Below are 13,785 nucleotides of genomic sequence, written 5' to 3'. Positions count from 1 at the left end.
GGGTGTCTCGGCGTGCAACCCGCGGGATCCGCGATCGAAGGCCTACTTTTTCTTGGTGATTCGCTGGAACTGCACAGAACAGATTGTCGCCGACACCTTCATTGCCTCGTTGTATTCCGGGTAGCCTGAAACCGTGTCGCAGAAATAGTTGTGATACTCGGCGAGCCATGCGAATTTTGAGAACACTGTAGGGATTGAGGCATAGGCTTTCAGCGCTGATTCGACCTGCTTCTTGTGCCGGCGAAGGGATTTGGCATCGAGATACTCTCGATCATCACCCTCAATAATGCACTCCGTCAGATAGTTCAAGAAATAACGGCCGTCCGGGCCTTTCAGAACATCCCGGACTTGAGGGGCCGCCTCCCCGGAGTAGTAGCCGATGTGCTTGTCAACCAGCTTCATGGTGTTGTCGCACAGCACAACGATGGGATTAACGGCGACTTTGCTTTCAAGGTCATGGGCCGTCAACAACGCCATGCCGTACACGCTGTTTCCATCCATGAACAACTGGTCAACCGCCAATCCCCCTCGAATGAAAAAGCCTTTGAGCGCCATCTGGAACTGGTATTCCCTGATGGACCAGAGGGTGAATCCGAACTCCGATTCCATGTCGTCGCTGAATCGAGGATGGGCTAGTACCACGTTGTCGGTGAACGACTTGAAATAGAGCATCGACTCGTCGGTATTCTCCTTAAGCCGTGCAATGCTCTTGGCGAGGATTTTATGAAAACTTTCCAATAGCGCGTTCGCGGTGCCATCCTTATAGCTGGTGCGAATCCTCTCCGAAAAGCCCAAGACATCCAGAAAAGCACAATACGACAGCCGGTGAACTGGCTTGCCAGCGGAGAAGTAGTCGGTTTTTTCCCCGTTTTTCTCGTGCGCAGATTTAGTCATTGAATTTATAGCGTTCCTGTAAGGGTTGCGGATTACGGTAGAACTGAAGTCCGTCAGCGTTATCTGTGGAAGAGCTTCGCAGACCTTGCGCCTACAACTTATGTCCTCGCAGGATTGGACAGGCCGGCCACATGGGATTGACGATCAATGTGTGGATACGAGCACGGGTGATCCCCACACGCAGGACTTTGCGGCTTTTAGGATGTGGTGCCTCATCTCCTCGCCAAACGAAGGAAGACTGTACTCCGGCAGCCGTGCGCCGTGCTTCTCGGACAATGACAACTCCATCGAACTGCTTACCCTTGGCCTTATGAAAGTTCATCACCTGGAGCCCGGCAGGAGCCTCGATACCATCCAAAATTTGCTCTTGTGCAAGGGCCTGATCTAACGCTAACCGAGCGTTCGTGTAGGCACCGTCGCGCAGCCATTCGTTGGCTAAGCCTGCTGAAATTCGATGTCCGCGTCGGAAGGCGACTAGGAAGTCAAGCTGGGAAGCCACACGCAGCAACTCATTTTGGCCAGTGGCTCGAAGAGCGTATTTGACGGTAAGCCAGTCGGTGGCGGGGTCTCCGGTGAAGCCGTCGGCGTGAAGACCTGAAATTAGCCTCCGCAACGCTTTCACGATGTTGATGTTGAGGGTCTTGCCGCCTCGAATTTTTCCCGCCTGCTCCAAAAGTTTGCTCACGGCGGCCTTAGCTTGTCCGGTCGCCCGCCGCGCAGCGGCGATCAGCTCCATGCTGGCTGCCACATCGAGCTCGAGCTGAGCAAGGTCTTTGGGCTCAAGCAGAAACGCCGCAAATCGTGCCGATAGTAGGGCCTCGGCCTCGTCGAACAACAGCCTGTGGCGCACAGCCTTGCCTACATTCGGTTCGATTGCGTTGAGCGCGTTGGACATGCGTAGCGCACTTCTGTTGTTTGACACCAATATTGCGAGCGTTTGGGGTCGGCTATCGGACTCCGCGCGGATTTTCGATAGCAACTGAGCTATGGCGCGTCGTAGCACATGGTTCCAGTTCGGCGTTGGGTTTTCTGGCCGATAGGAAAAGGAAGAAATCCCTTTATAGGGCGCACCGCGTGCCTGCCCGGCCAGAATGTCGTTGGCAAAGATCAATATTTCAGAGTCTGGGCTGCGATGGTTCTGAGTGCCCAGATCGACTTCGAGTGGATGAAGTGCAGAGCGAATCGCTGCGATCCGCTCTGGTCCAACGCCAGGCAGGTAATCGAAGATTTGTTGTTCGAGGTCAGCGAGGCAAACGATCTGCGCGTGTGGAGCAAGCATTTCAACGCATTGCCACGCGAATTGCCCGGTGTCCTGGGCCTCGTCAACGATGATGATGGGATGCCGTCGCGCGAGCGACGAAAGCAAATGGCTGCTAGTGGCGAGCAGACGAGTAGCGTTGGGAGCGAACAGGTCGAACGCGATGCGGCCCTCTTCGCGGAACAGCCGCTCGCGCTCAATCAGCCATTGATCCCATTCGTCGTCCTCGTCGTCGATGCCCCCGTTCAGAGCCTTTTCATCCTGCGGCAGCAAAATCGACAGTTTGCGCGGAGCACCGAGCAGGTACGCGTGCGCCTTGAGGATGTCCCAGAAGAAGGAGTGGAAGGTCTGAATGGAAAGTTGTTCTTGCTCGGCTGCTGTAGCTTCTAGCTTGGCCGCGTCGAGGATGCGCGCCACTGCCGCGCGCGAGAAGCTCAAGAAGAGAGCGGATTGCCCAGGCGTCATTCCCTGTTGAATACGCTTGACCGCCTTTCGCAATGCAATGGTCGTCTTACCGCTTCCAGGGCCACCAGTCACCAGCGCGTGCCCTTCGCAAACAAGGACACTGTCACGAAGCGGGCAAGGCTCGTTCATGGTCAGGCGAACAGATCGGCGTTGTCGCCGCCGCCCTCGTCGATGGGCGGCGGCGGTGGGAACAGAGCGAACACGGACGCAAGGAACTGTGTGGCGGTAGCCGGCAGCTCGTTGAATTCGCACTTTTCAAGAAGGCGGGCCGACCAGCCTGCGCCTTTGTTTCCGCCGAGAGCCTCCTTGGCGACGGCCTTGACCGCGTCGTCGGGTGGGCGCGCGTCGGGGATGGCGATATTGCCATGTTCGCCGTTTGCTTTGAGGCTTGCGAGGAATGACCAAAGTCGATCCACTGGCACTTCAGCCACCAGGAGGTCTTCAAAGCCCTTGTAGGCGTGCTCGACGTTAATCTCGAAATTTTCCGCAAGTGCCTGCGCCTGCTCGGCTTTGCGCTTCTTCTTGTAGTCGAGGTCGTAGAAAGCGAAGGTGCGCAGCCCCAGCGTTTTGAAGAACTTACCGAACTTGGGCATGTTCGACTCGCCGTCGGCGTCGAAGAACGCCACGCCGGCGATGTCCAGAGGCTGCAAGTTAGGGTCGTTTTCTTCCATGCGGCGCGCGATGATGGGCATTGCATGCAGCTCAGTGACGCCCTCAACGACGATGGCTGCTCGCCCCAGCATGCATTCGGACAGCCCCGAGCGGGAGAATCGCTTGTAGTCGTTGTCTTTGAGGCCCGTTGCGTCGGATACCTTGCGGGCGCTGACCATACCGCCGTCACGCGAGAGAAGTAGTGTTTTCGACGGCTCGAATTTCTCGATCACAAAGGGCGAGTGAGAGGTCACGAAGGCCTGGGTGGTCTTCGTCAGCAGGTATTGGGCGATTCGGCGCTGCGTGTGCGGAGGTACTGCGATCTCGGGCTCCTCCATGGCGAAGATAACGGTGTCGGGCTTGAGATCCGCAATGAACGACAACAGAGCGAGCACAAGCGTGTTGACAGTGCCGGTGCCCGCGTGGGGAAAGGGAACGGGGCCTTGGTCGGCAGAGATGGACAGGAAGAACGACATCGTCTTGCGAAGATGCTCGCGCGTGAGCTCCGAGACGTGCAGCTTCGTCGCGTTGCCGGGCGACTCCAACGCGATGTAGCGGGCAAGCCGCTTTTCGACCGAACGCAAGACAGGAGCGATCTCGGCGGCGTCGGCTTCAATGTCGAGCCCGCGTAGTCGCTCAATGGTCTTTTCCCAAAGAGTCGTGCGAACGCCCTTGTTGCGTAGGATGATGTCCAGAAGCGAGCCGCGCTCAAGGCTCAGCGCCCGCGATCCCGTCCGCAATGCCCGCAGGTAGAGAAATCCGAACTGCCGTTTGATCGGCTTAGAGACGGGCGTCAGTGTGCCTTCTGGTGCGTCGGGACTGTGGGAAAAGAAAGTTCTGGCTTCGAATTCGTCCTCGGCAAGATCGTACTTGCCAATGGTCTCCAGACGAAGGCAAGGAACCACATGTGGCGGGTTGGCGGCCTGTACTTCCCCCTCGTCCAAAAGGCGCTGTTCCTCTAAGTGCCAGAATTCTGTGTTGCCACCGCACTTGGCGTCGATTTCAGCGCTCAATTCGATCAGGACGACTTCTATGCGTAATGAAATTGACTCGGGCTCGGCCCCCTCTTGTGCAGGCGGGGCCAGATACTGGGCGTTGTAAAAGTCAAACTCGTCAATTGGCGGGAATCGGTTTAGCCGATCTGGCCCCAAGACAAGGTCTAGCGCGTCACAGATGGTACTCTTACCGACGTTATTAGAGCCGACCATGAGCGTGTGCCCATCGAAAAGCAGTTCCGCAGACTTGATGCCCCGAAAATTCGAGATACCTAGCCGAACTACCTTCATTTTCTACTCCTTTTCCGATTATGGCCAATCCACAAAGGCAAACCGCATAATTCTTTCGATCCACTGATCCTATGAATCGGCGCATAAACAATTCCTAGCCGTTCGTTCTTGGTCGGAATCAGGCGCTGATGCAAATAGATAATAAGCGAAATACATGCTTGCGTCTCCGCTTCGCGGACCGCGCTGTTCCAGGTTCGCTGTTCGCTCATCCCTGACGGGACTCGCATCCGCCAGCCTTCCACCTCCCTGACGCCTTCGCCCCCGCTTCCAACTTCGGGCCTGCGCGTGCTCGCACGCTTGTGGCCTGTCGGCCGTCTTCGATCCCTGACTGCTTGCGCTGCGCCGTGCTGGCCACGGTTCCGGGCAATTCCGCCCGAGCAGCCGGAGCACGATCATGTCGCAACTGTCCTTTTCCTCGTTCGATGACGCTTTGCTGGTGTGTGACGCACAGGGGCGCTACCTGCCGGCATCGGTGGATCAAATTCTTGAAGCGGCACGTCAGGCCATCGAGCTGAAGATGCGGCGTGGAGCTGAATTCACTTCCCCGGCGCTGGTCAAGGAGTACCTGCGCAATAAGCTGGCAGGCTTCGAGCATGAGGTCTTTGTGGTGCTGTTTCTGGATACGCGCCACCGGTTGATCGAATACGGGAGATGTTTCACGGCACCATCGACAGTGCCTCGGTGTATCCGCGTGAAGTCGTCAAGGAGGCGCTACGGCTCAATGCTGCGGCAGTGATCCTTTCGCACAACCATCCGAGCGGGAATCCTGAGCCGTCGCAGGCCGATAAGTTGCTGACGCAGCGGCTCAAGGAAGCACTGGGGCAGGTGGAAGTACGCACTCTGGATCACGTCATCGTAGCAGGAGCCAATACAGCGTCATTTGCAGAGCGAGGACGAATCTAACGTCGAGGGCTTCGGCCCCTTCTTTGCTTTGATTTTTTCCTTGTTTCAGCAGTTGATTTCTACCCCCAAGCCATCATTCGAAATTTTTCGAATTGGCGAGTGCCCCTTTTTATCCTATGGGTTCATGGGTGAAAATGACTATTTTGGAAGAATAGTCGATAAATATCCTACAGGTTACCGTTCAGCCGCTTCTTAATCACCCGCCCATTTATTTCATGTAGGCTGTGATTCAGGTTGCTTAGGTGTTCTTTGAGACGCACCTTCTCCTCACTGGTGAAGAAGACGACTTGCTGGCCGTGTTTGGATGCGTTGGAAGCGCGTGCAAGTAAAGCGGCAAAGCTGACATCACGTGTAGACTGCTGACGCGGCTCATCGAATACGAGCATACCGGGGTGATTGGTTGAGGCTTCACGTGCTACTTCAAGCATGCCAGATTGATACGCCCAAATGGTGCGAATGAGGTCGCTGGCGGAAATGGTGGTCTGCAGTTCGAAGCCTTCGAGTTCCGGCTTGTATGTGAAGGGCGATAGTTCAATCTCAGATGCAGAGATACTCCCAAAACCATACTCCCTGAGTTGCTGCCGGACAGAGGATCCCCACAACGTCAGCTTCTGACGGTCGTCAGCGGATAGGTCATCCTTCGGCAAATTTTCCAGTGCAATTTGAAGATCTTTCCAGTCGCGCGATAAGTCGGCGAACTCAGTGAGAGTATTCGCGAAGGATTCACTATAACGAATGTCCTGCTTGAGATCGCGCTCGAGTTCGACGCGTTCATACACCGCAGCAATCGAGGGACTTTTGTCGTCTGAGATAAGCGTTTGACGGAGATAGCGGACTCGATCGCGCAACTGACTGATTTCAACGCGAGCGGCTTGTATCTGGAGCTGCCTTGCAGCTACCACACGCTTACTTTGCTGCAAAATACCTTCAAACGTACGGCTCTGTTCGCTCAGAAAGCTGATGCTTTCATCGAGTGACATAACAGTTTGACCGGGTGCCAAGGGTACGAGAGAGTCGGCGACGTGTTGATGGCAGACGGGACAAGTACCATTGTCCAGCTCTGACCCTTGTCGCGACCCTAGACTGCGGAGAGTGCGAGCATCTTTATTGCGTTGAATATCTTCCTTGATCACAGCGAGCCGATCCTGAACACGGGCGACCTCTTGCTCCTCGGCAGATAGCGCATCTATAAGCCGCGCTAGAGTAGCTTGCTGGTTGATAACATTTGACTCCGCTTCCATTAATTCGTGTTTGACTGACTCTGCTGCATTCGATACCTGTGGAACATTTTGAGCCTCGAGAGCTTGCTTCTTCTTTTCTCGTTGCTTGATGCGTTCCTCCAAGTTAATCCAGTGCTTCTGCTCTGGGACGTTGATAGTAGGAGAAACTTGCGGTGGCCATACGGAAGTTGGCTCGCTTGGAAGTGCTTGAGCCACGCCGCCCGCTGTAGTTGCGATTTCCTTGAGTTGACGGATCTGTGCGGACCACCGTGCCTCGAGGCGAGTTTTGCGAAGTTGCAGTTCTTGGCGGGTCAGCGCATTCTTGTGCGCATCCATACCAAGTAAAAACTCCACGGCTCGTTTGTGTACATCGCGGATTCGGAACTGCGTAGGAACCGGAGGTTGTATGCTAGACCACCCTCGCGTCTGCTCGGTCATAAAAAATGGGAAGATGCACTGAAGATACAGCGGCGTCTCATTTCCTTCGTAGGTTTGGACTGCAGGTAAGTCCCATTCCAGGAAGTTTGCAAGAAACCTGTGGAAACCCACTGAACGTGTGGCGCCACCGGCCCTATTCACGAAATAGTCTGTGGTTTGATAGGTGCCAGGCTCAGTCAGCGCTGGCCCGTCGTGTACGGTAATGAGGTTTTTATCTCGACCACCTTTAATAGTCCGCTGGACGGCAATGCGCCTACCCTTCAAGTTTTCAATCTCAAGCCATACCTCAGATTCTAGTACTGCGTATTCGAGCGTGGCCCCACTGGTCGCTCCGGCGTCAAGCTTGGCAGTCATTGCAGGGGGAAGAGGAAGTTCCTGCTGAGACGTAGTTAGCATGGCTTCCATGCCTAGTGCCACAAGAATGGCTCGAGCGCATGTGGATTTCCCCATTGAGTTGTCCGCCCAAATTACTACAAGGCCATCGGAAAACGGCACCGTTGCCCCGTAGTGGCCGTCAACTGTACTGATGTTTATCTTAAGTTGTCGGAGTCTCATGGTCCTACCTCTTGCCGAAGATATTGTCTACCAGCGTTTCTGAAGCTCTTTGTCTGAGCACGCCGGTGAGCTTCTTCTCTGGGATATAAAGGCTCGAATCTTTTAAGATTTCTTCTGCGAACTCCTTGCCGTTATCAGTGAGTTCAACTCGAGCACCATCGACTCTTTTTACGAGATTCTCACCGATAGCAAAGTCAATTGCTCGACTAAACGCAGGTTCAAAACGAACGATGAGTGCATCGGGTGGCAGCCGGCCTTCAATCAATGCGGTTAGCTCCTGATAATTCGCCTCAGAGCGCACAGCCCAGTTCAGCACATGTAGCCTCGTAAGACTAGAACGTTGCTGGCGACAACATTGACTAAGGAGTAGCATCAATAGGCCGATACGCCAGGTAGGGCGTAGGTCTCCTGGCAAGGCTACTGGGCGACGTCGAAAGATGAAATCCACGTCTAGTTCAGGTATGGAGAAGAAATGATCCTCGTGCAGTTCAGCCATTTTTCGTCTCCGGGAACTGCAACGGACACCGCATGAGCCAGTCGGCCACAGCTTCCGCCGCCAGTTGTTCTGCGCAGAAACTGTGAAGTTCCTTGGCTTCGCGTTGCACGGTCTCTCGAAAGTCTTTTAAGGTTTCTGCGAATACGATATTAGAGGCAGATCCGTGCAAAGATCCTATGGACAGATATTCTTCACGGTGGGATTTTGTTTCGATGATCTTCTCATAGACCTGTGGGTAATCTCGGAGTCGCTCCAGTAATGCTTGGCCTGTCAAGTACCACTTCAACACCTTAATGGCGAACTCGTCTCGATCAGTCTGAGTATGCAAAGTAGGTAGCTTTGTAAGCTTTTCTTTTAGTACGCCAAGAAGGCCAACGTTTAATTGGCTCCATGCATCAACGTCTTCAGCTGTTATGGAAGGGGCGTTTATTTTGAGACTCTGCGTGGTCGCTCCCAGAAGCTGATCACGAGCAACAGCGAAACTGGACTCTTCGCTGACGACGATGCGGAAATCATGGTCAACGTAAGGTAGCGCTGCATTGATGACTTCTTGAGTTTTTGTCGCTGCGTGTGCCACGATTTCTTTGCTATCAAATACGGGAACGAAGAGCACCCAACGCTTCATCTTGAGCGGTCCAAATAACCGCAGCAATGCATCTTTGTTATTGATGAACTTCTTGATATCGGTTGTTATCTTGGTGCGCTGCTTGTCATAGCGAGCTTCGACGCTGATAGGCTCTTCACATCCGTAGCACTGGAAAGCCTCCCGCTTAGAAACGCTAAACCCCTCTATGCCGGCGTCTCCGCGATCTTTTGCGGGAACCCTTTGATAGTCTGTCGGGCCGAAGTGATGCGACAAGAGACGATTTGCCCAATCTTCCCAATCGGTACCAACTAGACGTGCGGCGCTAGCCGTCATTTTCCCCTCCATTCCTTGTCACAATAATTATCAGATTTTCCTCTCGCGCACAGTTTTGTGGAACGATCAAAGTGACCTGCATTCATGACTGTGCAACTGCTCTGCGCCTGAATTCTGGCCGTCCGCTCTTAATGGGAAGAAACCGATAGCGCAAATAGATAATAAACGAAACAAATAGTCGCGTCTCCGCTTCGCGGACCGCGCTGCTCCAGGTTCGCTGTTCGCTCATCCCTGACGGGACTGGCATTCGCCAGCCTTCCACATCCCTGACGCCTACGGCCCGACTTCCAGCTTCGGGCCTGCGCGCTTCGCTTGCGTGCGGTTTGCACATCGCGGCGGCCGTTGCCATGTCCATCCGTCTCTCCTGACTCCATCATCTTGCTCGCGACTGTAGCCCGTGTCCGCGTGCCATCGAGGCGCGCCAGGCCGTGTCCTCAGCTGCGCTTGCGGGCCGCACCACCCTGACGCTTTTCTCCTTGACGGCCCACGTCCGTGGGCTCCTGACCGTCGCGGGCGATGAACTCAGGAAAGACGGTGGCAACAGAGGGTGTGCAGAAATTTGTGTAAACGGACAATCCACCGCCGGCGCAAGCCGGCCTGTCCGTAAGCACAATGAACACCAAGAAACACGACGTACCCGAAGAACTGCTCTCTGGCCTGCTGGCCAACTACAAGAAGCCCGAAGACCTCATCGGCGAGAACGGACTGCTCAAGCAGTTGACCAAGCTGCTGGTCGAGCGAGCTTTGGACGCTGAGCTGACTGAGCACCTGGGCCATGAACGCAACGAGGCGGTGGCCAACCCCGCTGGCAACACCCGCAACGGCAAGAGCAAGAAGACCCTCAAGGGCGAGTTCGGCGAATTGCCCATCGAAGTGCCACGCGACCGCCATGGCAGCTTCGAGCCTCAGCTCATCCCCAAGCACCAGACCCGCTGGGCCGGCTTCGACGACAAAATCATCTCGCTGTACGCCCGTGGCATGACGGTGCGCGAGATACAGGCCCATCTCGAAGAGATGTATGGCACCGAGGTCTCACCCAGCTTGATTTCCTCGGTGACCGATGCCGTGGCCGATGAGGTCAAGGCCTGGCAGGCCAGACCGCTGGAGCCGATTTACCCCATCGTCTATCTGGACTGCATCCACGTGAAGGTGCGCGAGGGCGCGGTGCGGGTCAAGGCGGTGTACCTGGCCATCGGCATCACCATGACGGGCGAGAAGGAGGTGCTGGGTCTGTGGCTGGCGCAGACCGAGGGTGCCAAGTTCTGGCTGCAGGTTGTGACCGAACTGCGCAACCGGGGCGTGCAGGACATCTTCATTGCCTGTGTCGATGGGCTCAAGGGCTTCCCGGACGCCATTGAGGCGGTGTTCCCCAAGGCGGTGGTGCAACTGTGCATCGTTCACATGGTGCGCCACAGCCTGAACTACGTCTCATGCAAGCGCCGCAAGGAAGTGGCTGCCGACCTGCGCCGCATCTACACGGCCGCCACCGCCGAAGAGGCCGAGCTGATGCTCGCAGAGTTCGAGGCCCGATGGGATGCCGAGTACCTGCCCATCGGCCAGTCATGGCGCAGGAACTGGAGTCGCTTGACCCCGTTCTTTGACTACCCGCCGGAAATCCGCAAGGTCATCTACACCACCAACGCCATCGAGTCGGTCAACATGAGCCTGAGGAAGCTGACCAAGAACCGGGGCTCGTTCCCCAGCGACGAGGCGCTGACCAAGCTGTTCTACCTGGCGCTGCGCAACATCAGCCAGAAGTGGAACATGCCCATCCGCGATTGGAAGGCCGCGCTGACCCGCTTTACCATTCAGTTCGGAGACCGCATCTCCGTCAATTGAAGTCCGACCCGTTTACACAAAAATTCGGACACGCCCGTGTGGGGCTACCGCCCGGACGGCACGAACCCGTGCCGGCATGTCCCGATGTTCCCGCCGGGCAAGGAAACCCGGCTCATCGTGGATGGCGAATTGGCGCTGATCTACCGCCACCTGGACAAGTTGGAGGCCGAAGGGCTGGAGAACTACGTCATCCCCCTGGCGATCCGGCTGCAATTCGAGTTTGCCGCCCGGCGCTCCGAAATCTGCCCACTCGAATGGGCTTGGCTGGACTTCGAGAACCGCCGTGTGGTTTGGCCCGACAGCAAGACTGGCGGCATGTCCAAGCCCATGAGCGCGGAAGCCTATCGGCTGCTCTCGACGGCGCCGCGCCGGGAAGGCTGCCCGTATGTCCTGCCGTCGCCCAACGACCCGGACAAGCACCTGACCTTTGGCGAGCACTACGGCGGCTGGTGCCGGGCGCTCAAGGCCGCCGGCGTGCCGCACGTCGGCACGCATGGTATTCGCCACCGCTCGACCACCGACATTGCCAATTCGGGCGTGCCGACCAAGGTAGGGATGAGACTGACAGGACACAAGACCGTAGCGATGTTCATGCACTACGTCCACACAGAAGACAAGCCAGTACGCGAGGCGGCCGAACTGGTGGCCAGCCGGCGTCAGGCCATCACCGGCGCAGGGCAGCGCCAGTCGCTGGAGGCCGCAGCATGAACAGCGAAATGCTTCTGTATATGGACGACAAGCCAATCCGCCAGACATTGTCTGGCGAATCCTCTCCAACGCCGAGAAAGCCGAAAGTTGAACTGGCAAACCATGCCCGTTTCGGGTATAGTTTTCGGGAGTGCCAAATATGACCGTCTTCAAACGCAGGGACTTTGCACGGTGGCAGGCCAGCGAAAGGCTACCTGACGCCGCTTTGTGCAAAGCAGTCCAGGAGATGGAGGCCGGTCTGGTTGATGCTGACCTGGGCGGCTTTCTCTACAAGAAGCGGGTAGCGCGCCCTGGTGGCGGCAAAAGCGGCGGCTATCGGACGCTGCTGTCGGCACGGATCGGCAGCAGCTATGTGTTCCTGCATGGGTTCCCCAAGAGCAACAAGGCGAATATCACTCAGCACGAAAGGAAGGCGTTGCAGTTCGCTGGCAAGGTGTTTCTGGAACTGTCGGCAGAGAACTTGGCGAAAGCGCTGGAGTCCGGCGTTCTACTGGAGGTGTGTTGTGACGAGCAAGCTCATTGAATCCCTGCGCGGCGACTTGGCTGCGCTGCATGACGCTGGCGCAATCGGCAAGGTAACGATGCGCGAGTTCGATGCCATCTGCCCGCCGCCAGTGCGGGAGTTCAGTGCTGCCGACATCAAACACCTGCGCGAAGAACTGAAGTTCAGCCAGCCGGTGTTCGCGCTGCATCTGCACACGACTGCTTCGACGGTGCGCAAATGGGAGCAAGGCGATACCCACCCGGCCGGCCCGGCGCTCAAACTGCTGAACATCATCGCCGACAAGGGCTTGCAAGCCATCATCTAGTGCCCCGCACTGGTGACTGCCACGCATGGATGAAGCCGTAGTCGTTTTCTCCCGCAAGGGCCTGTTTCAGACCCGGATTGTGGCGCGCGATGTTCGCAGCCGGGAACATGCGCGCAAGTTATGGCCGTTGGTGTCTCCCGATGCTTTGTGGCAAATGGTGACGTGGGTCAGCCCTATCTTTGAAGATGGAAAGCTGCGTCGGCGCTCCCATTTCCGGCAATTGCCCGTTGATCGCATCTACGACCTCAGGGCGCACTTTGATGACGAAGAAACCAACCGGCAGCGGGCCGTACAGGAAAGCCAAGAGCATCGGCGCGCAAAAGAGTTGATCGCGGCAGAGCTTGGTCGGCGTCTGGATGCCCGGCTTGCCATGCCGTGGTGGTTCAAGGATGCGGATGCATCAGACTACCCGCTGGAAGGTAACCTATTGCTCGGCGCTGATCGTGTAGCGACCGAGCATCCATTGGATACACCCTTCGGCAGCCGATTCCGGCTCGATGTTGCGGTGCTTGGGCCGCCTGTCCAAGCGGAGCCAATGGTTTTGGGTGGCGTGGAAATCGAGCTTGGCCATGCCTTCGACGGACGTAAGGCACTGATCGGTAAGTCGCTGGGGTTCCCGCTCATCTCCATCGACATCACGGAAATGTCGATCGACGAGTTGACGCCAGAATGGGCGCAGCAGGCATTGACCGCCACCACGCGCAGCCACGAACAAGGGCGCCGGCAAACGTACATCTATCTCCATGACCTGCTGTACCCCCTCTACGCCCAGTTGCCAGCATTCCTCGATGACGAGCAACGTCACCAGTTCCTAGTGTTCGCAGATGATGCAACCTTGCAAAAGCTGGCGCACTGGATGAACTTGCTGGCGGAAAGGCTGGAATACCCGAAGGGAGCTGTTGCGGTCGCGTTGGTCAACGGAAAAAGTGAACAATCACGCAAGATGCTGGAGCGCGCAGGGGAAGTTGCCGGGCCTGATTGGAAGGACTTCAATAGCCAGCGGTGCCTGCGTTTGACTCTTCCTCGCCCTCGAAACACTGCGGATCTTCAGGCCCATCGTTTTCATATGACGATGGCGCGACTGCTGCTTTCCCATGCCGATGCACTTGTCGGCTACAAGTATTGCAACGGCGTGAACAACAACGATCCAGAGGAGGATGTCTGGATCGCCCATCGCTGGATTGCCGAGCAGGGTATCCATACCCAACACTGTGTGCTGCCCAAGCGATTGGCCGAGCCGATCAACCGGCTGATCGCAGTGGTGTCCGATTTACGCCGCGATCATGAAACGTCGGCCGCAGAGTCGTAACCACGCGATGCCAAAAATCATCAGGTAGCCGAATA

10 protein-coding genes and 2 pseudogenes are annotated in these 13,785 nt (G+C 56.4%); 6 read left to right on the top strand and 6 right to left on the bottom strand.

The genetic code is table 11. The annotated features are described in order from the left end of the window. Positions 1–42: 42 nt before the first annotated feature. The 3 genes from IDM45_RS05055 to IDM45_RS05045 all read right to left on the bottom strand — a co-directional run bounded on the left by IDM45_RS05055 (position 43) and on the right by IDM45_RS05045 (position 4,554). Positions 43–894, bottom strand: coding sequence for a hypothetical protein (locus IDM45_RS05055; RefSeq protein WP_209421890.1), 852 nt, complete (start codon positions 892–894; stop codon positions 43–45). A gap of 91 nt (positions 895–985) precedes the next feature. Further along, positions 986–2,746, bottom strand: coding sequence for a UvrD-helicase domain-containing protein (locus IDM45_RS05050; RefSeq protein WP_209421889.1), 1,761 nt, complete (start codon positions 2,744–2,746; stop codon positions 986–988). Positions 2,747–2,748: 2 nt separating this feature from the next. Next, positions 2,749–4,554, bottom strand: a complete 1,806-nt coding sequence (locus IDM45_RS05045) for an ATP-dependent nuclease (protein ID WP_209421888.1) — start codon at positions 4,552–4,554, stop codon at positions 2,749–2,751. Positions 4,555–4,948: 394 nt separating this feature from the next. Between IDM45_RS05045 and radC the strand changes: the two are divergent. Next, positions 4,949–5,457, top strand: a pseudogene (gene radC / locus IDM45_RS05040) (RadC family protein). A 167-nt stretch (positions 5,458–5,624) separates the two neighbouring features. Here radC and IDM45_RS05035 read toward each other — a convergent pair. From IDM45_RS05035 to IDM45_RS05025, 3 genes are all read right to left on the bottom strand, one after another. Then, complete coding sequence (locus IDM45_RS05035) at positions 5,625–7,469, bottom strand: coiled-coil domain-containing protein (RefSeq protein WP_209421887.1); 1,845 nt, start codon at positions 7,467–7,469, stop codon at positions 5,625–5,627. 205 nt (positions 7,470–7,674) lie between these two features. Next, positions 7,675–8,166 carry a hypothetical protein gene (locus tag IDM45_RS05030; RefSeq protein WP_209421886.1) on the bottom strand — a complete coding sequence of 164 codons (492 nt, stop codon included), beginning with the start codon at positions 8,164–8,166 and terminating at the stop codon, positions 7,675–7,677. Continuing rightward, positions 8,159–9,085, bottom strand: coding sequence for a glutathione S-transferase family protein (locus IDM45_RS05025; RefSeq protein ID WP_209421885.1), 927 nt, complete (start codon positions 9,083–9,085; stop codon positions 8,159–8,161). Before IDM45_RS05025 ends, IDM45_RS05030 begins: the two co-directional genes overlap by 8 nt. Positions 9,086–9,697: 612 nt before the next feature. Between IDM45_RS05025 and IDM45_RS05020 the strand changes: the two genes are divergently transcribed. The 5 genes and pseudogenes from IDM45_RS05020 (at position 9,698) to IDM45_RS05000 (ending at position 13,750) form a co-directional block, all read left to right on the top strand. Continuing rightward, complete coding sequence (locus IDM45_RS05020; RefSeq protein ID WP_209421876.1) at positions 9,698–10,924, top strand: IS256 family transposase; 1,227 nt, start codon at positions 9,698–9,700, stop codon at positions 10,922–10,924. 36 nt (positions 10,925–10,960) lie between these two features. Further along, positions 10,961–11,632, top strand: a pseudogene (locus tag IDM45_RS05015) (site-specific integrase); the annotation flags it as partial. A gap of 139 nt (positions 11,633–11,771) precedes the next feature. Further along, the gene (locus IDM45_RS05010; protein WP_209421884.1) at positions 11,772–12,155 is read left to right on the top strand and encodes a type II toxin-antitoxin system RelE/ParE family toxin; all 384 of its coding nucleotides are present in this window, start codon (positions 11,772–11,774) and stop codon (positions 12,153–12,155) included. Next, a complete protein-coding gene (locus IDM45_RS05005) occupies positions 12,136–12,441 on the top strand; it encodes a helix-turn-helix domain-containing protein (protein ID WP_012479502.1) in 306 nt (101 codons plus the stop codon). The genes IDM45_RS05010 and IDM45_RS05005 overlap by 20 nt, the downstream gene beginning before the upstream one ends. 25 nt (positions 12,442–12,466) lie before the next feature. Beyond that, the gene (locus IDM45_RS05000) at positions 12,467–13,750 is read left to right on the top strand and encodes a hypothetical protein (protein WP_209421883.1); all 1,284 of its coding nucleotides are present in this window, start codon (positions 12,467–12,469) and stop codon (positions 13,748–13,750) included. The last annotated feature ends 35 nt before the right edge of the window (positions 13,751–13,785 follow it).

This window comes from Melaminivora jejuensis (assembly GCF_017811175.1).
In the GTDB taxonomy this organism is placed as follows: domain Bacteria; phylum Pseudomonadota; class Gammaproteobacteria; order Burkholderiales; family Burkholderiaceae_C; genus Melaminivora; species Melaminivora jejuensis.
The sequence above is the reverse complement of the archived record's forward strand: the minus strand, read 5'-3'. Positions and strand labels throughout refer to the sequence as shown.